A 20,724-nucleotide genomic window follows, 5' to 3' on the forward strand; every position below is an offset into this window, starting at 1 on the left:
GCCCGCCGCAGGAAACGCCGGTCGTTGCCGATCGGGCGAATCCTGCTTTTGGGGTTCTTCCTGGTGTTCGTGCTGTGGCCGCTCTACTGGATGTTCAACACCTCAATCAAGCCCAGCGACGACTACCTCACCGTACCGCCTGTCTGGTTCCCCGCGGAGCCGACGCTTGTCCACTACGAAGCCGCGCTGTTCACCTATCGCGGTCTCGACGGGCTTATCAACAGCCTGATTATTTCGCTTTCGGCCACGGTGCTTTCGGCACTGTTCGGCACGCTGATGGCCTATAGTCTGGCGCGCTACAACACGGGTGGCCGGCATCTGTCCTTCTGGGTGCTGTCGCAGCGCTTCCTGCCACCTATCGGCATCGTCCTACCGGTATTCCTGATCTACCGCGGCGTCGGGCTATACGACACCCATATCGGGCTGATCATAGCCTACACGGTCTTCACGCTGCCGGTGTCCGTTTGGATGATGTTCGCCTATTTCCGCGGCATGCCGAGGTCGATGGAGGAGGCGGCCCTCGTCGATGGCTGCACGCGATGGGAGGCTTTCTGGCGCGTTGCCGTGCCGCTGGCCGCGCCCGGCATCGTCGCGGCGGCTGTCTTCGCCTTTATTGCCTGCTGGACCGAGTTCTTCTTCGCGCTGATTTTGACAAGCCGAACTGCCTTCACGCTGCCAACGGTCTTCCGCGCCTTCATCGGCTTCCAGGGCGCACAATATGGTGAAGCCGCGGCCCTTGCCATCGTCTCCCTCGTGCCGTCGATCGCCCTTGGAGTGCTTGCTCAACGACATCTCGTGCGCGGGCTGACGCTCGGCGCCGTTCGCGGATAGGGAAAGTTAGGCATGGCCGAAGTCAGAATCACCGGCTTGCACAAGCGCTACGGCGCCTTCCATGCGGTGCGCGGTATTGACCTCCACATCCGCGACGGCGAGTTCACCGTTCTGGTTGGTCCGTCCGGCTGCGGCAAGAGCACCCTGTTGAGGACCATCGCCGGACTGGAGGAGAGTTCACAAGGCACGATCGAGATCGGCGGCGAGGTGGTCAATGATTTCAGGCCGCGCGACCGCGACGTGGCAATGGTGTTCCAAGATTATGCGCTCTATCCGCATATGAGCGTGGCCAAGAACATTGGCTTCGGCCTCAAGGCTCGCAAGATGCCGAAGCCAGAGGTGGAGATGCGCGTTGCCGAGGCGGCGCGCATGCTTGGCATCACTCCCTTGCTGGGGCGTTTTCCGCGCCAACTGTCCGGTGGCCAGCGCCAGCGCGTCGCCATCGGCCGCGCCATAGTCCGCAACCCCCGCATCTTTTTGTTCGACGAGCCGCTGTCCAATCTCGACGCACAGCTTCGCGACGAAATGCGCGGCGAGATCAAACGCCTTCACCAGGACATTGCCACAACGATGATCTACGTCACCCATGACCAGATCGAAGCAATGACGTTGGCTGATCGCATCGTGCTGATGCGCGACGGGCTGATAGAGCAGCAGGGCGCGCCACTCGAGTTGTTCGAGCGCCCGGCCTCGACCTTCGTCGCTGGGTTCCTGGGTTCGCCGCGGATGAGCTTCCTGCCAGGGACCCTTGCCTTGGAGGGAAGCACCGCCGCCATCCGGCTCGCGGACGCACTGCTGCCTTTAGCGCCCGGCAGGGGGCTGCAGGGCGTCGCAGACGGACAGAAGGTGCTGCTCGGGTTGAGACCGGAGCACCTCACTCGTGCGCACGCTGCCACGCCGGCGCAGGGCACGTTTCGCTATGAGGCAACAATCGACCTGCTGCAGCCGACCGGCTCGCGCAGCTACGCGACATTCCGACTTGCGGGTGCGCCGGTGATGGCGGAGTTGCAGGCGCACGACGTCAGCCGTCCTGGGGAAAAGCTGGCGATCGACATCAACATGAAACGGGCATCGATCTTCGACGCCACGACGGAGCGGGCACTTTGACCTCGACAGCTTCTCTGGCAGTCCGCTTGTGTGGCACCGAACAGCTCGAGGAACCGCTGCGCACACTGCGCGCCGGCTCCCTGTCGCTCGCGTTCGACAATGGGGCGTTGCGTTACATCCGCATTGGGACGATCGAGGTTTTGCGCGGAATCTCGTTCCTTGTACGGGACGAAAACTGGGGAACATGTACCCCCGTTCTCGATGATCTGCGGATCGACGAGAGGCCGGATGCGTTCGCCATTGAATACCGTGGAACATGTGCCGCAACATCGGGCCGCCTGGTTTACCGGGCCCGGATCTCGGGCAGTAGCGATGGCGCACTGTCGTTTGTGGCAGAAGCAGAGCCCGAGACCGACCTTTTGACCAACCGGACCGGCTTCGTCGTGCTGCATCCGATCGCGGCTTTGGCCGGCAAGCCGGTGAGGGTGCTGCATCAGGATGGTCTCGAAAGGCTTTCGCTTTTTCCAGACGTTATTGATCCTGAATGTCCGTTCACTGACGTGCGCGCGTTGTCGCATGAGATCGCGCCTGGGATCTGGGCCACCTGCACCATGGATGGTGATGCCTTTGAGATGGAGGACCAACGCAACTGGTCTGATGCCTCCTATAAGACCTATGTTCGTCCCCTGCGTCGCCCGTGGCCATACAGACTGCCCAAGGGTGAGAAATTCACGCAGGCCGTCCGGCTTCATGTGTCGGGGACGCTTTGTAGGGGGACGTCTGAAAACCCCAACCCACCGATCAACGTGACAATTGGCGGACCGGCCGGCCGAGTGCCTCGCATTGGCGTCGGCGTCGCCGCCGGGGAAGCCAGGCACGCCCTTGAAACCTCCGATCTAATTCGGCAATTGGCTCCGCAGTGGATGGTCTGCCAGGTCGATCTCCGTCTCGGCCACGGTCACGATGAACTTGAACGCTACGCAGCGCTGACCCGGTTGATCGGGGCAAGCGTCGTACTGGAGATCATAACCAGGGGAACGCTGGATCCGTTCGGCGAGTTGAAGCCGGTCGCGGACGCTGTCCGTCGCCTCGGCCTCGCTCCAGAGGCTGTCTGCGTCTTTCCGGCGCAGGACATGAAATCGGTACAGCCGGGAGCAACATGGCCGGCGATGCCAAGCTTCCACGAAAACTACTCCGCGGCGCGCCGGGCTTTCCCGGGTGTAACGCTGGGCGGCGGCATGGCCGCGTACTTCACCGAGCTCAATCGCAAGCGCCCGCCAGGAGAGGCGCTCGACTACGCGACCTTCACCACCTGTCCAAGCGTGCACGCTGCAGACGATGTGTCGGTGATGGAGACGCTTGAAGTCATTCCCCATCTGATCCGCTCTGCCCGTGCCTTCATGGGCGAACGCTTGCCGCTGCGTGTGGGCCCCAGTCAACTCGGCTGCCGCGAGAACCCTTACGGAGCCTCCACGGCGCAGAACGAAGCGAACGGTCGCGTCTGCCTCACCCGCATCGATCCTCGCCAGCGCGGGCTGTTCAATGCGGCCTGGATCGTCGGCTATTTCGCGGCCTGCGCTCGCGAGGGCATCGAAGCCGTCGCCTTCGGTGACTTCACCGGCCCATTTGGTTTCGTCTACAGGAGAGGCAATTTCGCGCAGCCGTGGTTCGACCAACAGGATGGCCCAATGGTGTATCCCGCTTTCCATATCATGGCAGGCCTATCAAAGCTCGGTGGCGCCAGTCTGCTGTCGGTGGGAACTTCCGGAATTGACAGCATCGCGGCGATCGCCGCCGAAAAAGACGGGAGCACGACGCTTTGGCTTTCTAACCTTACTGCCAAGAGGCAATCCGTGCGGCTTTCGGGTATGCCGGTCGGCGCGCGCATTTGTCTTCTTTCTGCCGACCATTTCGAGCGGGCGGCCGCCGATCCGAACTTCATGGGAGGGTTCGGACGACAGTTGGATGAGCAATTAATTCTGGACGCCTACGCCGTGGCGCGGGTCGATCTGCACGGTTCGTCTGCGACTTAGCCCCGCGTAGGTGGATTGAGGCGTTGATCGCCCGACGCTTCGCAGCAAAAACCGCTGAAGCCGGGCTCGGCCAAGGTTTCGCTGAAGACTATACTGGAAAGTCCGGAAGGGCGCTGATCCACATTACTAAATAGCTGCTAAAAACAAAAGTAGCATAACATGCAGACTGGTACGTCTGGAATTATCTGGCCATTTCACGGGTTTACCACTCCGGAATTATGGGATCGCTTGTGGAAGAACCGGTCGACCGGCCGTGGAACGATTTTTTGGCCCATCGGTCAATCTGACGCCAGGCGGCCACCAGGGCGCCGGTCCGACTTTCTGCCGATCAGCCCCAAACGCCCGCTGACCGGCCCGCCTACCTGATCGTCATCACGACGCACGAAACGGACACGAGTAGCGGCAAAACGAACGGGCTCCGCGAAGTGCACCTGTAGCCCTTTTGTTCGGATAGCTGGTAACGGGGTCAAAAGGGGGTTGGCTACTGCGCCATTCAGTAGGTCGGCACGTCCTGACGAGACTGGGGCAAGGCAATCTCTCCAGGGCGTACCATCACATAATCCTCGAAATGATAAGGGCCCATCTGCACAGGCTCCAAGCTCTCGACGGTGAAGCCTTGCGACTTGTAGAACGCGATGGCTGTCTCATTGCGATCGCTTACGTAGAGGGCCTGCGGGTGCTGCCTCCCGTAATGGTCTCTGATCGTCGCGATAAGCTGCTTTCCCAGCCCCATGCCCCGAACGGACGGCAGCAGGTAAAGCTTTTTGATCCACAGCCGCCCGTCTTTCAAGTAGGCCGACGCATAGCCAATATCTTTCCCGTCAACCGAGGCGATCCAGTACAGGTGGCCTCGCTCGCGCATGTCCGCGCCAAGCGTGTTAAGCGAATACATGTCCGCTACCATTGGTGGGATCAGGTCGGCGCCGATCAACGGCGCATAGTGCGCTGGCCAGATGATCAGAGCCAGATCCCGGACCCGGTTCAGACCTGCCGCGTCGATCTGTGTAATATCGGCGTTCGCCACGTGCCCAACCCCTGTGAAATCCATTGCCCCGGCTGAACATTACGCAATGCAAACGCGTTCGCAAGGCAGTGTTCATAGAGGGCGGCCGGCGCCAAGGGTTGGGAGTTATGGGTCTCGACGCCGGCCAAGCGGACGCTCAGGCCCGCCGCCTATCCTAAATGGCCGATTCGTGGGCGTGCCGTTATGGTGCGATCGCGGCAGGGAACCCCGTTGACCAATGCTTGCGCCACTCCAATTCCCGCAGACGATCAAGCCTACAGAATTCGCTGACTGTCCTAGTTTAATTCTCCGGCCGGGGCGCTCAGCGAGAGCGAATGCCTGCAGGTTCCTGACCTTGACGGTTTCCTGATCCGCATTGGCAATAATCGAGTAGAACGCCGCTCTGGCGATATCCTTGTTGGCCGTTTTGGGATGCTCTTTCGAGCAGCCTTGAAGAGTGCTTGGGCGACATCTCCGGCGTGACCATCTCGTAAGGGTTTCGCTAATCGCACGCGTCTCACTCGCCTTCAAGACAAGTTCCTCTGCCCAGGCGCGCTGCCACCACATCAATGACCAATGCTTTGAGCCAACAAATATAGGTCTCAATATGTGAAAAGCCCCACCGGCAGGGAGCTGAGGGGGCTTGCCCTAGGAGGAGGTCGCGCTTTGGCGTTCATGCTCACCACCGGAAAGTTACGACGACAATGTGGCAACGGATGTCTGTTTCGGGCGCGGTTCGGCGAAATTTCCGCCAGCGTCCCGGATTCTCGCGGCGGTCCGGGCTCTTCTCGCGCGGCTTCTCACACTTCGCGCGCTATCGAACCGCAAGTCCAAGCACCTGGCTGGGCGCTCGGGACGGCCCAGCACGAGCGCTCAGGAAACTCTCGTTGCATTCCTGCTGGGCGCTGCGGCCGGTGCTGTTGCGGTCGCCGATGATGAGCTGCGGCATACCTTCATCACCTGGTTGCGCGTCAATGTGAAATACCGATTTTCACTCTGTTGGGGCCTCGACGCTTTTTTGCTGGCCGGAGCGCTGACTAGAAGGAGAGGTGAACGGCGGCCTTGCGCCTAATAAAGGTCGTCAAAGCCCAACTCGACGTTCGTCAGAAGCGGACCTTGAGAGCGCCTGCAGAAGGCACCGGGGGGCAGTACTATCACACCCTCAGCACAAGTGCCCCGGTTGTCCTCCTAGCCTCGAGGTCGCGATGAGCGTCGGCAGCCCGTGCCAGATCATATTGCCTGGGCGCGCCGATCTTGATCACACCTTGGCGCAAAGCTGCGAAAAACCGGTTGATGTGAGGACCAAGCTTTTCGGGGCTGTCCGTGTAATGGGCGTAGTTCGGACGGGAAATGGTGATCGACTTCGAAGAGAACCTACCGATGTCCCAATTTCCCACAGGTCCCGAGGCCTGACCGAAACTGACGAGATGGCCACGGATACCCAATGCGGCCAACGATCCACCGAACGTGTCATTGCCGACGGCGTCATAGGCGACATCTGCGCCCTTGCCTTCGGTCAAACGCATGACGGCCTCGGCGAAATTCTCTCTGGAGTAGACGATCACGTGATGGGCGCCGAGGCGTTCCACGATCCGGGCCTTGTCGTCGCTCGAGACGGTGGCGATCACCGTCGCGCCGAGATGGCGTGCCCATTGCATCAGCAACTGGCCGACCCCGCCAGCTGCCGCATGGATGAGCACGAAGGACCCGGGCTTCACGGGATAGACGTCGTGGAGCAGCAAGCTCGCGGTAATGCCTTTCAACAGACCTGCCGCGGCAGTTTCATCGGCAATATCGTCCGACAAGTGAACCAAAAGGTCCGGTGCCATGTTGCGTCGTTCGCAGTATGAGCCGACCGGCGGGCATGCGTAAGCAATCCGGTCGCCGACTGAAAAGCCCGAAACTTCGGGGCCGACCGCTGCAATGACGCCTGCGGCCTCCATGCCTGGAACGCCTGGCGGCTGCAGGAGATCGAAATAGCCGGTCCTGCAATAGACGTCGATGAAGTTGACCCCAATGAATGTGTGACGGATCTGGACCTCGCCACGCGATGGCGGCGCCAAGCCGATCTCCGCAAGCCGCAGAACCTCCGGTCCTCCGTGTCGCTCGACGAGGATTGCCTTGGTCCGTGTGCCCTGGGCGCTGGCTCCAGGCGGCTCCAGCTGGCGCATCTCGGGGATCAACCGCGCCACTGGTTGCTCTGACGTGGTCCTGGTTGGTCCGGCAACCGGCCTTCCGTTCAAGAGCCGGCGAACGGATTCAAAACCGGCTTGGTAGATGTCTTCGGTGACCAGCTTGACCAGTTCATCACGGCGATGCGCCGGCGGATGGAACTCCGAGGACCATTCCCAGAAGGTGGCGTTGCCGTCAGTCACCGGCTTCAGCCGGATCGACGCGACATACCCCATCAACGGCAACGGCGCTTCCAGCAGACAATAGCTCAGCCGCCGGTCCTTGTCGGACAAGGCCAGGAGTTGTTCGCGCAGCTCGCTGCCATCCATAAGCCTGAAATGACGCACCGCGCTGATCGCATCGGCCGCATCACCGCCCTCGATCTCGCTGAAGGAGATTGCCGGATGCCAGCGTTCATGACCGTTGAAATCGCGCAGAACAGACCAGACGTCCTCGACAGGCGCGTTGATGATCGTACTCTGGCAAACCTTGACCATTCGTCGATGTCAGCGCGCGAAGCGCTGTTTGAGCGCTGTGAAGGCGCTCTGGAATACGCCCGTGCCGATCTGCTGCACCAATGCGCTTTCCCGGTCGGGGGCACAGTCGAACTCGGCCTGCCACTCGGCGAACGTCATGTTGCCGTCGGTGACAGGGGTCAGGGAGAGTGTGGCTATGTAGTTCTCGACTTCCATCGGGCTCTCCAGCATCGCATAGCTGCAGGAGAGGTCGTAGTCAGACAGAGCCAGCAGTTTCTCCCGAATCCGGCCGCCGTCCTTCAGCGTGAAATTGCGAATGCAGCCGATCTGGTCCGGATGCGCGTTCTGTTCGATGCGGCTCTCCGCTACGAACGGCGTCCAGCTTGGCAAGCCATTGAAGCTTCGGACAAGTTTCCAGACTTCCACAGCTGGCGCATTGATCGTCGACGACACATAGATCTTCGGCATTGGGTGACCCTACGGCTTCACTGGTCGCGATCGTCATCGTCGGTTTCCTTGCCGCTCTTTGCTTTGCCTTTCTTGTCGCGGCTGAGGCTGGCTATGTCCTTGGCGTCTCGCAAAACGTCCGTCATGCGGCCGAGCGATCCGCCCTCGATGCCGATCTCCTTCATCAGATTGTCGATCATCGGCGCCTGCACCCTGTAACGCAGCGCTGAATCGATGACCTCGTCGGTGACGTTGCGGCTGCCGCCCTGGCCACCGTTGATGCCCTCGACATGCAGGATCTTGATGCCTTCGATCTTCTCCATCGGCTTGACGCTCTCGCGGATGATGCCTTCCATATGGTCCAGCAACTTGCCGCGCAGGCGCCCGGCGCGGGCTTCATCGGAAAGCAGATTCTCGGCCTCGTTGAGCTGCCTGTGACCTGCGGCATCGACCTCGTAGCGCTGGGCTGCGGCCAGCGCATGAATCTTCTGCGCTTCCGCCGAAGCGACAGCAGCGATCTTCTGCGCTTCCGCCAGGCTCTTGGCCGCCTTCATCTCGGCGTCGGCGGCCGAGGTGATGCGCAGGGCATCGCGCTCGGCTTCCCGGGCGGCGCCGATGAGATCGGTCAGCTTGCGGCGCTCGGCAATCTCGCGCTCACGGGCGGTGAAGGCCTGTTCCTCTGCCTGAATGGCCTTTGCACGAACGGCTTCCGATGCGGCGATCGCGGACGAACGCTCCTGTGTTTTCTTGGCGATGTCGATAGCCTTCTGGATCTCGGAGATCTCGATCTTCTGGTCGCGATCGACACCGAGCTGGCGCATGTCGCGATCCTTGATCAAGCGGGCCTCCTCAATGCCGCGCTCGGTGGTGATGCGGGCGCGTTCCACCTCTTCGCCGGCAGAAATCTCGGCTTCCTCGAACGCTTGGCGCTTTGCAATTTGCAGTGCTTCGAGGTGACGCTCGCGGGCAATCCTCACCTCGTCAATGGCGCGCTCCTGCGCGATGCGCGCGGTTTCCGTCGCCTGGTTTTCGACGATCTCCGCGCGGCGCTTTTCAGCCTCTGCCTTCGTGACCTCCAGCGCCTTCTCCGCCAACGCGATCTGGCGCTCAAGCTCCGCGATCTCGAGCACCTTCTTGCGCTCGATCTCCAGTCCGCTCTGCGCACCTTCGCGCTCGATGCGAGCCTTTTCCAGGGCCAATTCCAGGGCGATCTGTTCACGCTCTGTCAGTTCGCGCATTTTCATCTCGGTCTCGTCGAGGGACCGCCGGCGGGCGATTTCACGGCGCTGCGTGTCCTCTTCGCTCTTGATGCGCTCCTCGGTGATGTTTCGTTCCTGATTGAGGCGCGATTTCTCGACGGCTTCGCGCGATGACAGCTGCGCCTGTTCGGATTCCTGGTCGCGGAGCGCGCGCTCGATGGCCAACTCAGAACGCTGCGAGGCACGGCGGATTTCGACCTCCCGTTCCTGTTCAAGCCGCGCATATTCGGTGTCACGGTCGATCTCGAGCACCTTGCGCTGCGTATCGAGGTTCTGGTTGCGGATATCGACGAGGGTGCGCTGTTCAATCTCGTTGCGCATCCGGCGGCGAGTTTCGATGGATTCCGTCAGTTGCGTCAGACCCTCGGCATCGAAAGCGTTGGACGGATCGAAATACTCAAGGCTGGTCTGGTCGAGGTCGACGATAGCGACACTCTCAAGTTCGAGGCCGTTTGCGGCTAGCGATTCGGAGGCAAGCGTGCGCACCTTGGCCGCATAGTCGCCGCGCAACTCGTGCATTTCCTCCAGGCTCATCTGCGCAGCGATCGTGCGCATGGCGCCGGCGAATTTTCCCTCAAACAATTCGCGCAGGCTTTCCGGCTGCAATGTGCGCCGACCAAGTGTCTGCGCGGCAGTGGCGACCAATTCGCGACTTGCTCCGACGCGCACGAAGAATTCCGCGATCAGGTCGACCCGCATCCGGTTCTTGGTGATCAACGCATGAGCGTCTTCGCGACGCACCTCGATGCGCAGCACGTTCATGTTGACGGGCGTTATTTCGTGCAGGACAGGTATGACGAAAGCGCCGCCATTGACGACCACTTTCTCGCCCATGAAACCGGTTCGCACGAACGCAGTTTCCTTGGTGGAGCGGCGATACAGCCATCGCAGGATATAGACAGCAATCACAACGATGATCGCTGCGACGATCAACCACAAAAGGAACGTGCCAAAAGTCTGCGCGGCCATTTTTCTACCCTCCCAAACAGGATGCGATCGACCGAAGCCGACCGGCTTGATTTTCTTGAAGCTGTCGAACTGCAGATCGGGTCATGCGCGCCTCTGCAGTTTCGGTCCGATTGCATGGAATGCAGTGATCACCGCATCGATGAATGGCGCATCGTTGATGTTGGATCGGACCCGCTGAACCACACGCAGTGAGGTCTGGCGCACGGTTTTCTGGATCGCCTCGAACAGCGCATTGTCGGCTTCCGGATCGTGGAATGGCTGGCCGGGTGCGTCGAGCATCGAGACGCCGCCTTCGGGCAGGAGAAAGCGCACAGGCCCGTTCATGGAATTCAGCCGCGCGCCGATCCATTCGCCGAACTGCCTGTTTTCGTCCCTGGTGGTACGCATCAGGGTGACGTTGGGATTGTGGACGACGAACTTCCGGCTTTTGAATTTCTCCGGAACACCGTCCCGCGGACCGAAATTGACCATGTCCAGCGCGCCGGTGGATCCGACATAGGGCAAGCCCGTGCGTATCGCCGCACCGAAGCGATCATCGCTTGCCGGGAACACGCCGCCGACCACCATATCGGCTATTTCCGTCGTGGTCAGGTCGATGAAGGCCGACAGCATTCGGGAATCGGCGAGGTTCTCCATGGCCCGGCCACCAATGCCTGTCGCGTGGAAAACCAGGCAGTCATAATCCGCTTCCAACCGTTTGGTCACGGCTTGCACTGCGGGCGTGGTGACGCCAAACATGGTGATGCCGACAGCCGGACGTGCCAGCTTTCGTTTGGCCTCCCAGGCTTCGCCGGAAGGCAACTGTGCGACCATACCCGCCATAGCGTGCGCAGCGTTGCCCAGGACGGCCTCGGTGATCGAGTTGAGGCCCTGAACATCTGCGACCGAGTGGAACATCATGATATCGGCGCCACCGACATATTTGCCGACGTCGCCGGCTGCGACAGTGGACACCATCAGTTTGGGGATGCCTACCGGCAGGGCGCGCATACCGGCGGTGGCCATAGTCGTTCCACCTGAGCCGCCGGCTGAAATCACACCGCCGAGGCGTGGCTCGCGTTCGATCCAGCGGGCAAAGGCCTCGGCCATTGCCGCGACCGAGCTACCGCGGTCATTCGAAAACACCGCCGCCGATCCTCGCGCATGCATGCCTGCGACCTGCATAGCGGGAACGTCCGCGCTCGACGGTCTTCCCGAGGTGGAGAGGTCGACTGTGCGAACGGGGATCCCCAGCGATTTCAGACGATCGGCCACGAACCGCAGTTCCTTCGCCTTCGTGTCGAACGTTCCGGCGACAAGAACGGTGCGGCCGATCCGCTCGGCGAAGGGGATGGCGAAGACCTTTTTCAGTTCGTCTCGAGGATTGTGTTTTTCGACTGCCGCTTGGCGCATGGCTGCAACCGGCACGTTCCACCGGTTTGGCAGCTCAGTGACCGGACGAAAGACCCCATTCTGAACCACCGGCTCTGTGCGTGTGCCTGCCCGATCAATGCGGTAGACCTCCGCCAGTTGCTCTTGCGCTTCGGCAATCGCGGCTGGAGAAACAGCAGGTTCATCGGAGTGGCGGCCAACGCCGAGCAGGCGTTGCTGCAAGTCGCGATCGGCAGCAAGAGCCGAGGCTTCCATGACCCGGTTGATGCGCCCGTTGACCATGATCGCGACGCGGTCCGACACCGCCGTTGCAACACCGATATTCTGTTCGATGACGAGGATCGCCATCTCGCCTTCTTCCGCCAGGCTGACGAGCATGCGCTCGACCTGTTCGACAATGACCGGCGCCAGCCCCTCGGTCGGCTCATCCATGACCAGCAGTTTAGGGTCGCTCAGCAGCGCACGCGAAATGGCCAGCATCTGCTGCTCGCCACCCGACAGTTGAGAGCCGCCATTGCTCTTGCGTTCCGCCAGGCGCGGAAAGGTCTCGTAGACACGCTCGACCGTCCAGTTGGCGTCGCGTTTCGACGACATCCGCAAATGCTCATCCACGGACAGGCTTGGCCAGACTCGCCTGCCTTGCGGGACGTAGCCGACGCCGAGGCGGTGGATCTCGTGCGGTTCGAGCGATGATATCTCTCGACCGTTGACTCGAATGGAACCGGATTGTGCGCGCTTCAGGCCAGTGATGGTGTTGCACAGTGTCGTCTTGCCCATGCCATTGCGGCCGACGACCGACAACACGCCGGTTTCCAAAGTCAGCGAGACGCCCTGCAGCGCATGACTTTGGCCATAGTAGACCTGAAGGTCCTCGATCTTGAGAACTGCCTTGCCTGAGGAAGCGGCGCGCTCAGCCATGCTTGCCTCCAAGGTAGATTTCCTGGACCTCAGGATCGGCCTCGATCTCCTGGGGCGTGCCTTCCTTGAACAGTCGGCCATTGTGCATCATCGAGACATATTCGGAGACACGAAGCGCCACGTCGAGATCATGCTCGATGATGACATAGCCGATGTGCTTGGGAAGGCCGTTCAGGATCGCAACCAGATCACGGCGCTCTGTCGGCGACAGACCGGCTGCGGGTTCGTCGAACAGTATGAAACGCGGTGCGCCGGCGAGCGCCAGAGCGATCTCCAGCTGTCTTTGCTGACCATGGCTTAGCGTCGCCACCAACGCGTCGCGGTCGCCGTCCAGATGCACGGCGTGGAGGATCGACTCGGCCTGAACCCTGTTGACGTCATTCAACCGCGGCCGAAGCAATGAGAACCGGCGGCGCGACACTCCACGGCACGCCAGGAAGATCGAATCCAGAACCGACAGCCCCTTGAACAGCTGCGAAATCTGGTAGGTCCGCCGCAAGCCACGCCTGATGCGTTCATGTGGGGGCAGATCGGTTATGTCTTCGCCGAAGAAACGGATGCGCCCGGCGGTTGGCAAGAAGTCGCCGGTCACCGCGTTGAAAAGCGTCGTCTTGCCCGCGCCGTTGGAGCCGAGGACCGCGCGCCGTTCACCGGCCGCGATCTTCATATTGATGCCGGAGAGCGCCACCAGAGCACCGAAGTGACGCGCGACGCCGTCCAGTTCCAGTGCGTAAGCACCGGTTCCTTGCAGACGGGAAGCCATGTCATTCTCGGCCACTGGCGCGCGCTCCTGCGTTCGACCGATTATGGGCAGCTCGGATTGTCGCGGCTCACCGCGCCCAGCGCCGTGAAGTCCGCTTCAGCGATGCCGAGTGTCTGGTTTACCTGCGGAACCACTTTGATCAGCTTGTTCAACAGCGTCCCGTCTTCGTTTTCAGTCACCTCCGTCAGGAAGATGTCGGCAATCGCATTGCGGTTCTTGTCGAGCGAAACCTTGCCCGTCGGCGTCTCGAAAGACAGCGACGAAAGGGTTTCGCGGAGCTTCGCACCGCCATCCGACACATCGCCACCGACCTTGTCGAGGCCAAGCAGCGCGGCTTTCATGTTGATGTAGTAGGCATGGGCAAACAGCGACGGCGACGGGAATGCACCTGGCTGCTTTTTGTAAGCCTCGACAAACTTGGTCCAGGAAGGGGTGTCATTTGTATCGGCCGTCGGACCGGCCGAAGGCGTTCCAACGAGCACGTCCCGCAGCTTGCCCTTGGCCGTGAGCACCGTCTGATCGACCGTGATCGAGCCTCCGACTAGCGGGGCTGCACCGCCGGACTGTTGGTATTGAGTGAGGAAGTTGACGGCATCTGCACCGCCGAGTGCCACATAGATTGCGTCGACATTGTCGGGGATGGCAGCGATGACCGATGAGAAATCCTTGTTGCCGATCGGCACCCAGGACTTCGATGGCACGTGCCCGCCTGCCTTGCAGAACTCGGCCATGAAGCCGAACACCTGCGTGTAGGGGAAGGAGTAGTCCTCCGCCACGGTCGCAACGTTCTTGTAGCCTTTGTCCTTGTAGGCGTAGGTGCCGAGGCCTGCCATCCATTGCGCGCCATCGGTTCCAAAACGGAAGAAGTTCGGCGCGGGATCCCGGAAAGTCGTGTCCTGGGCAGCAGAGGCGCCATTCAGGAACGTGACCGTCGGTTGGGTCTTGGCGTAGTCCTTGACGGCCAGACCTTCGTCGCCGGAAAGCGGACCGATCAGGACCTTGACGCCATCCTGTTCGACCAGCTTGCGGGCTGCGCGCACCGCACTGTCGGGCGACGCATCGGACGATCCCTTGACGATCTCGATTTTTTTGCCGGCCACGGTGCCGGCGACCTCTTCCACGGCAGTCATTGCGCCGCGCTCGCTATCTTCGCCAAGCACCGTGAAGGGCCCTTCGAAGGTCGCAAGCAGACCAATCTTGATGGTGTCGTCAGCAGCGAGAGCCAAGGACGGAGCGGTCAGTCCGCTCGCCAATGCCAAAGCCAGTAATGTGCGTCTGTGCATCTTCATTATTTCCTCCCTTGATTGACAGAGTTATGCAGTTCATTCCGCCCGGCCGTCACAGGCCGGGGCGCAAGGACTCCTGAGAAAAGTTGGGCTTGAACTTTGCCCACAACCCAAGAATTCCGTCTGGTGAAATGAAAACGATCACCAGGAAGACCAGGCCGATCAGCGTGTTGAAACGCTCGGCCCCGACGAGATCGATCGCGAACGTCTGCATCAGGACGACGACGAGGGCGCCAAGGAACGGCCCGATCGGATGCCGCAGGCCGCCAATGACAGCGATGATCAGAACATCGATTGCAGCGTCCACACCTATGGTGCCGGGCGAGACGCGGCCGTTGAACCAGACCAGGAGCACACCGGCCAAGCCACCTATGATGCCGGCTAGGAACCAGGCGAACACCTTGTGCGCGGTGACGTTGAAGCCCAGAGCGCGCATCCGGCGCGGATTGTCACGGATCGCCTGCAGGGTCAGCCCGAACGTTGACCTGGAGCCGTAGAGGATCGCGGCATAGGCGAGCACCGAGAACCCAAGGCACAGGTAATAGAACGCCTTCGGATCGCGCCAGTTCACGCCCCAGAAAGCTGGGGCGCGTATGCCGGCATAGCCCGAATGACCATTGAAGATCGCGTAGTTCTGCTGCGCGAAGTAGAAGGTGGCGGTGGCAATCGCCAGCGTGATCATGATAGTGTAGATGCCTTCGGTGCGGACCGATATCCATCCGATCAGGGACGAGGCGATCGCCGCGATCAGGATCGCAACCGGGGCTGCAATCCACCACGGCCAGCCAAAGCCAAGAAGATGGCTGTTGTTGTCGCCGAAGATCGCGATGCAATAGGCAGCGATGCCGGCAACGGTGATCTGAGCCAGGCTGACCATGCCGCCGTAGCCGGCGAGCATCATCAACGACAGCCCAAGCATGCCAAAGATCAAGGAGTAGCCGCCGATCTGCGTCAGGAAGAAATCCGACGCCACCAACGGATACAGAACCAGCGCGATGCCGAGGAGAATGTGGCCCGCGCCAATTTTGTCCAGCCAGTTTGGCTGGGTTGCGACGGGCGTGGATTGGAGGCTTATGGTCATCGTGATTTGCCCATGATGCCTTGCGGCCGGATCGCAAGTGTCACGACCATGATGATGAAGGTCAGCACGACGCCATAGGTCGGGAAGTAGACGAGGCCGAGTTGCTCGGCCAGACCAATGAGAAGCGCGCCTATGGCTGCGCCTGATATCGAGCCCATCCCGCCAACGATGACAACCACGAGCGAGGCCAGCAGGTAACGAATGTCTTCGCCCGGCGCGACGGACAGCGCCGATCCGCCAACGACGCCGGCAAAGCCGGCAAGTCCGGCGCCGACCGCAAAGACGATGGCAAAGACCGCATGCACGTTGACGCCGGACGCCGAGAGCATCGCGCGGTCGTCGACGCCGGCGCGGATCATCATGCCGATGCGGGTCTTGTTCAGCATCAGCCACAGGCCGATGCCAATGACGATGGCGGCGGCCAGCACGGCGATCCGATAGAATGGGTAAGTAAGAAAGACCGATGCGCCGTTGGATCGGACTGCCGTTATGACCGGCAAGGTCACTGCACCGTCCAGCCATTCCGGCACAGCGATCTGGTAAGTGCCGCCGGCCCAGACGGCAAGCATCAGGTCGGCAGCGACAATGGAGATGCCGATGCTGACCAGGGTTTGTCTGAGATCGTCACCCTCCAGGCGACGGAAGACGACGACCTGCATGACGACACCGATCACCGCCAGCACGATGAAGCCGGCGGCGACCCCCAGCAACCAGTAGCCGGTGCGGTCCGCCACTTCGTAACCGATGTAGGCGCCGAGCAGATAGAGCGAGCCATGCGCCAGGTTGACGTTGCGCATGAGGCCGAAGATCAAAGTGAAACCGCTGGCAACCAGAAAGTAGAGGCCTGCCAGGGTGATGCCGTTGAGCACGGCGCTGACGAAGGCTTTCTTCGATATCAGGATCGCGTTGAGCCAATCCGGCCAGACGGCGAAAACCAGCCATGCGACGAGCGCGGCGACCAGGAGCCAGAAAAGGCCCCACGCCTGCCGGCGCGACACGCCGCCGCCCGAAATCCCGGACGAAGATGGCCGGTCCAGGATGCTCATGCCGTCAGTCGCCGGCGCTGTTCGTTGATGCGCGGTGCCTTGTGGAATTTACCGTCCTTCATGATGGCAAGGATGCGGTTCTTGTCCTGGAGAATTCGGACGTCTGATATCGGATCGCCGTCGATCAGCAGGAGGTCGGCGAGATAGCCTTCCTTGATCATGCCGAGCTCGTCGCCCATACACATAATCTGGCCGCCATATTTGGTTCCGGCCTGGATCGCCTCCATCGGCGAGAAGCCAAGCATCTCGACAAATGTCTGAATATCCTGGGCGTTGGTGCCTTGGGGTGTCCACGCAAAACCATAGTCGCCGCCGATGCAGACGCGGATGCCGCGCCGGTGCATCTTCTTCATGGTGTCGATGCACATTTCGAGCTCGCGCTCATATTCGAGCGAAAGTGGCGAGCCCGGCTTGATGCCCCATTGCTCGGCATGGCGAGCAGTGTTTATGAGCCAGGCAATGCCGGGCGCAACGAAGTGCTTGTCCTTGGCTGCTTCAAGCATGTCGAGTGCCTCTTCGTCGGCGAAAGAGGCATGGTAGATGTTCTGGATGCCGTGCCTGATGCACTGCTTGACCGATCCGGATGAGCGCGCGTGTGCCGACAACACCTTGTTGCGGCAGCGTGCCTCCGAGGCTGCCATGGCGACCTCCTCTTCGGACATCGGTGTCTCTTCGGCGCCCATGCCGGTGATGCTTTCACCGGACAGGTTGAGCTTGATCGAGTCGACGCCGTATTTGATCAGCTGGCGCACGGTGCGCCGGATTTCTTCCGGCCCCGAGACGACGATGCCGAGGTTGAGACCTTCATGCGGGATATGGGATGGCGACGAATCTCCGAGGCCTCCCACCGTGGTGATCTCGGGTCCAGCTGCAAGGTAGCGCGGGCCAGGAAACCGTCCCTGATTGATGAACTTCTTGCACACGACATCCAGCCTGGGCTTGGCTGCCGCAGCACCTCGGCCGGCTGTAAAGCCCGCGTCCAGCACGAGCTTGGCCATTTCCATGGTGACCAGCATATGCTCTTCGATTTCCATCATCTGGATCGGGTCGATGCCGGGCGCATTGTTCCAGGACAGGTGCAAATGGGCATCGATCATGCCGGGCATCAGCGTCGCGCCCATGCCGTCGATGACCGTCGCACCGCCACCATATGACGGTGACGATGATGAGCCAAAACGTGACGAACCCTTGGTGATCTGCTTGATGCGGTTGCCCTGCACCAGCACTTCCCCGGTGTAGGGATACTCACCCGTCGCGTCGAGCACGCGCACATTGGTGAAGAGCGTGCCGCCCGAACTGTTTCCGTTCCAGCTGTCTTCTGCCATCTTATCCTCCCACAACTTTCGAACGCGCAGTTTTACGCGCTGTTCAGGTCCTCACCTATCAACGCGTCGCAAAAAATCGGCGAGCTTCTGGCTGCTTTCGCGGGGGCACTCAATGGTAGCCCAGTGTCCGCACCGATCGAGCGACGAGATTACGGCTCCCTTGATCCCATCGGCAAGCGCCTGACCGACGCTCATCGGATTGACCGTGTCGGCGTCGCCGGTAACCAACAGGGTAGGGGCCGCAATGCGCCTGGGGTCGACCGCCACCGCCTTCGCCAGTGCCTCGCAAGTGCGCGCATAGGACTCCGGATCCTGACGTGTTATCGACTCGCGCACGAAGGCGATTGCCGCAAGCGACGTCTCCCTTGTATGCGCCGACAGCGCATTGGCGACGATCTGATCGGCAATGTCGGCAATGCCGCCGGACCTGGCCAGTTGGGCTCGCTTGGCGAGGCCCAGCCGTGTCGCTTCGGCAGGTTCGGCCAAGGCGCCGAACAATGCCAGCGAAGCGACCAGCGCAGGATGTTTGGCAGCGATCTGCTGACAGACGATGGTGCCCATCGAATGGCCGATGAAATGTGCCCGCGTCACGCCCATGCCGTCCATAGCACGGACAACGGCCTCGCTCATAATTTCCATCGTCAGAGGCTCGAACGGCCTTGGCGAGCGCCCCGAGCCAGGCAAATCGAGCCGGACCACACGATATCCAGAAAGTGCGGCCATCTGAGGCTGGAACATATTTGACGTTCCGCCGAGGCCATGGATCATCACCACCGGCATCCCTTCGCCGGTGACCTCGGCAACGATCGGTCCGATCGTCACGGTCGTCATTGCGCACGCTCCGCGAAGCGGTTCTCCAGAGACCCAATGCCGTCGATCTCGACGCGCACAACGTCGCCGGCCTTCAGGTATCTCGGCGGGTCAAACCCGATACCGACTCCCGCTGGTGTGCCCGTCGCAATGATATCGCCCGGGTTCAGTGTGATGCCTTGCGAGAGCGTCGAGATGATCGTCGGGATATCGAAAATGAGCAGCGAAATCTTCGAGTTCTGGCGCAGGTCGTCATTGACGAAACAGCGGACCGAAGCACTATCGAGGTCGAGTTCATCCTTGGTTATGGCCCAAGGCCCCATGGGGCAAAAAGTGTCCTGGGACTTGCCTATCAGCCACTGACTGTATTTGCCCTGCAAATCGCGGGCGGTGACGTCGTTGACGATCGTGTAGCCCCAAACGTGATCGTAAGCGTGTTCCTTTGAAATTCCACGCCCACCCTTGCCGATGATGACGGCAAGCTCTGCCTCATAGTCGATGGAAGTCGATACAGAGGAGTCGATCAACACATTGGTGTTGGTCGGTATCACCGACTCTGGAACCTTGGTGAAGATAATCGGGTGCTTGGGGATGGTCCCTGCGGCCGCGCTTGAATCAAATCCGCTGCGGGAAAATTCGTGCGCGTGCTCGTGATAATTCTTGCCGACGCAGAAAATGTTGCGAGCCGGCAGCGGGATTGGCGCTTCGATCTCGACCTGTGCAAGCGGGATCGGCGAAAGCGTGCGCGGCATCCCGGCACCGTTGCGGCGGATCAGCGCCAGAAGACCGGTCTGTGCCTGTTCGACAGGTAGATCGAAAGGCGAAACGGTCTGCTTCTCGAGATCGACGATGCCGACGCGACGCTCTCCGGCGATCGCGAATGTCGCAATTTTCATGCCTCTCTCCCTGAACCTTTTATGAGCCAATATGTGGCCTTTGAAGACACGATAGCCACGATTGGTTGGGCTTGGCAATGGGCTGAGTGCAAGAATCTTTGCATATCTGATGAAAACGCCTATCTAAGGGCTCGAACTACTAGACCGGACACCCAATGACTGATAGTATTGGTCCACGATTGGATCAGATAGAAGTTTTGATATGCCGAAGCTCGTTGCGAACGATATTGCCTTGATGCTCAAGAAGCGGATTTCATCCGGCGAATGGCTTGAGGACGGGCGGATGCCTCCTGAGCGTGATCTGGCGGTCGAGTTTGGGGTGGCGCGCAACACAGTGCGGCGCGCCGTCGGTTTCCTGGAAGGTGATGGAACGGTTGTTCGCCACGTCGGTCGTGGGACATTTCTAACCGCGACAAATCCCTTGTCGATTGCATCGACGGTGGCGCGGATGGAGGGCACCAGCCCGGCTGATATGATGGAAATCAGGCAATTGCTGGAACCAACTGCCGCGGCTTTTGCCGCAACCAATGCAAGTGCGGCAGACCTCAACGCTGTTCGCGAAGCTCACAAGACCGCTTGCGAGTCGCAAGACATGCCCACCTTCGAGCATTGGGACGCGGAATTCCATCACCGTTTGTTCGCATGCTGCCGCAATGATTTTTTGAAGGAAATCCACAATCTCATGCGTGCGATCCGAAACCAGTCGCCCTGGTTCGAGATGAAAAAGCGGTCATTCTCCGAAGAGCGCCGCCAAGTGTATTGCGAGGAACATCAGGCGCTTCTAGATGCATTGCTCCGTCGCGATCCCGATGGCGCCAAGACAGCGATGCTGGTTCATCTCAGGACCGTCGAGAAGAACCTTCTGGGACGTTGAAGTCGGCCAAAGTCAGCGTGCCTGGCCATTCGATTGTCTCCTCGACCCCTCAGTCTGTGTTACGGGCCGGTTCGACAAGGCGAGCAGCGGCAGCCCTCGGGATAAGCCAGCCGGCTG

Annotated in this window: 16 protein-coding genes and 1 pseudogene; 5 read left to right on the forward strand and 12 right to left on the reverse strand. The window is 60.7% G+C overall.

Features of this window, described 5'->3' with window-relative positions; all coding sequences use genetic code 11:
* Positions 1 to 24 precede the first annotated feature (24 nt).
* The 4 genes and pseudogenes from EOB59_RS18940 to EOB59_RS36445 form a co-directional block, all read left to right on the forward strand.
* The gene (locus tag EOB59_RS18940) at positions 25 to 831 is read left to right on the forward strand and encodes a carbohydrate ABC transporter permease (RefSeq protein ID WP_245481795.1); all 807 of its coding nucleotides are present in this window, start codon (positions 25 to 27) and stop codon (positions 829 to 831) included.
* 12 nt (positions 832 to 843) lie between these two features.
* Positions 844 to 1,938, forward strand: a complete 1,095-nt coding sequence (gene ugpC / locus EOB59_RS18945; protein ID WP_127807858.1) for a sn-glycerol-3-phosphate ABC transporter ATP-binding protein UgpC — start codon at positions 844 to 846, stop codon at positions 1,936 to 1,938.
* Positions 1,935 to 3,911, forward strand: coding sequence for a hypothetical protein (locus EOB59_RS18950; RefSeq protein WP_128288982.1), 1,977 nt, complete (start codon positions 1,935 to 1,937; stop codon positions 3,909 to 3,911). The genes ugpC and EOB59_RS18950 overlap by 4 nt, the downstream gene beginning before the upstream one ends.
* Positions 3,912 to 3,938: 27 nt before the next feature.
* Positions 3,939 to 4,028, forward strand: a pseudogene (locus EOB59_RS36445) (SAM-dependent methyltransferase); the annotation flags it as partial.
* Positions 4,029 to 4,404: 376 nt separating this feature from the next.
* Here EOB59_RS36445 and EOB59_RS18960 read toward each other — a convergent pair.
* From EOB59_RS18960 to EOB59_RS19020, 12 genes are all read right to left on the reverse strand, one after another.
* On the reverse strand, positions 4,405 to 4,935 hold the full coding sequence (locus tag EOB59_RS18960) for a GNAT family N-acetyltransferase (RefSeq protein ID WP_164895687.1): 531 nt from the start codon (positions 4,933 to 4,935) through the stop codon (positions 4,405 to 4,407).
* Between the two features lie 1,133 nt (positions 4,936 to 6,068).
* Entirely contained in the window at positions 6,069 to 7,583 is a 1,515-nt protein-coding gene (locus EOB59_RS18970) for a zinc-binding dehydrogenase (protein ID WP_128288984.1), read from the reverse strand.
* A 9-nt stretch (positions 7,584 to 7,592) separates the two neighbouring features.
* Positions 7,593 to 8,030 (reverse strand): SRPBCC family protein, encoded by a 438-nt coding sequence (locus EOB59_RS18975; RefSeq protein ID WP_128288985.1) that lies wholly within the window; start codon positions 8,028 to 8,030, stop codon positions 7,593 to 7,595.
* A 17-nt stretch (positions 8,031 to 8,047) separates the two neighbouring features.
* Positions 8,048 to 10,237, reverse strand: coding sequence for a flotillin family protein (locus tag EOB59_RS18980; protein ID WP_128288986.1), 2,190 nt, complete (start codon positions 10,235 to 10,237; stop codon positions 8,048 to 8,050).
* 81 nt (positions 10,238 to 10,318) lie between these two features.
* The gene (locus EOB59_RS18985; protein WP_128288987.1) at positions 10,319 to 12,526 is read right to left on the reverse strand and encodes an ABC transporter permease; all 2,208 of its coding nucleotides are present in this window, start codon (positions 12,524 to 12,526) and stop codon (positions 10,319 to 10,321) included.
* Entirely contained in the window at positions 12,519 to 13,289 is a 771-nt protein-coding gene (locus EOB59_RS18990) for an ABC transporter ATP-binding protein (RefSeq protein WP_128288993.1), read from the reverse strand. Before EOB59_RS18990 ends, EOB59_RS18985 begins: the two co-directional genes overlap by 8 nt.
* Positions 13,290 to 13,330: 41 nt before the next feature.
* Positions 13,331 to 14,578: an ABC transporter substrate-binding protein gene (locus EOB59_RS18995; RefSeq protein ID WP_128288988.1), complete on the reverse strand. Its 1,248-nt coding sequence runs from the start codon at positions 14,576 to 14,578 to the stop codon at positions 13,331 to 13,333.
* A gap of 49 nt (positions 14,579 to 14,627) precedes the next feature.
* A complete protein-coding gene (locus EOB59_RS19000) occupies positions 14,628 to 15,656 on the reverse strand; it encodes a branched-chain amino acid ABC transporter permease (protein WP_127395525.1) in 1,029 nt (342 codons plus the stop codon).
* A complete protein-coding gene (locus EOB59_RS19005; protein ID WP_128288989.1) occupies positions 15,653 to 16,702 on the reverse strand; it encodes a branched-chain amino acid ABC transporter permease in 1,050 nt (349 codons plus the stop codon). Before EOB59_RS19005 ends, EOB59_RS19000 begins: the two co-directional genes overlap by 4 nt.
* Positions 16,699 to 18,027 (reverse strand): amidohydrolase family protein, encoded by a 1,329-nt coding sequence (locus EOB59_RS19010; RefSeq protein WP_128288990.1) that lies wholly within the window; start codon positions 18,025 to 18,027, stop codon positions 16,699 to 16,701. Before EOB59_RS19010 ends, EOB59_RS19005 begins: the two co-directional genes overlap by 4 nt.
* A 51-nt stretch (positions 18,028 to 18,078) precedes the next feature.
* Positions 18,079 to 18,858: an alpha/beta fold hydrolase gene (locus tag EOB59_RS19015; RefSeq protein WP_128288991.1), complete on the reverse strand. Its 780-nt coding sequence runs from the start codon at positions 18,856 to 18,858 to the stop codon at positions 18,079 to 18,081.
* On the reverse strand, positions 18,855 to 19,733 hold the full coding sequence (locus EOB59_RS19020) for a fumarylacetoacetate hydrolase family protein (RefSeq protein WP_127811255.1): 879 nt from the start codon (positions 19,731 to 19,733) through the stop codon (positions 18,855 to 18,857). Before EOB59_RS19020 ends, EOB59_RS19015 begins: the two co-directional genes overlap by 4 nt.
* A gap of 202 nt (positions 19,734 to 19,935) precedes the next feature.
* On the opposite strand from EOB59_RS19020, the gene EOB59_RS19025 reads away from it, so the two are divergent.
* On the forward strand, positions 19,936 to 20,607 hold the full coding sequence (locus tag EOB59_RS19025) for an FCD domain-containing protein (RefSeq protein WP_127807849.1): 672 nt from the start codon (positions 19,936 to 19,938) through the stop codon (positions 20,605 to 20,607).
* Positions 20,608 to 20,724 lie beyond the last annotated feature (117 nt).

It is taken from the genome of Mesorhizobium sp. M7A.F.Ca.MR.176.00.0.0 (assembly GCF_004023165.1).
In the GTDB taxonomy this organism is placed as follows: domain Bacteria; phylum Pseudomonadota; class Alphaproteobacteria; order Rhizobiales; family Rhizobiaceae; genus Mesorhizobium.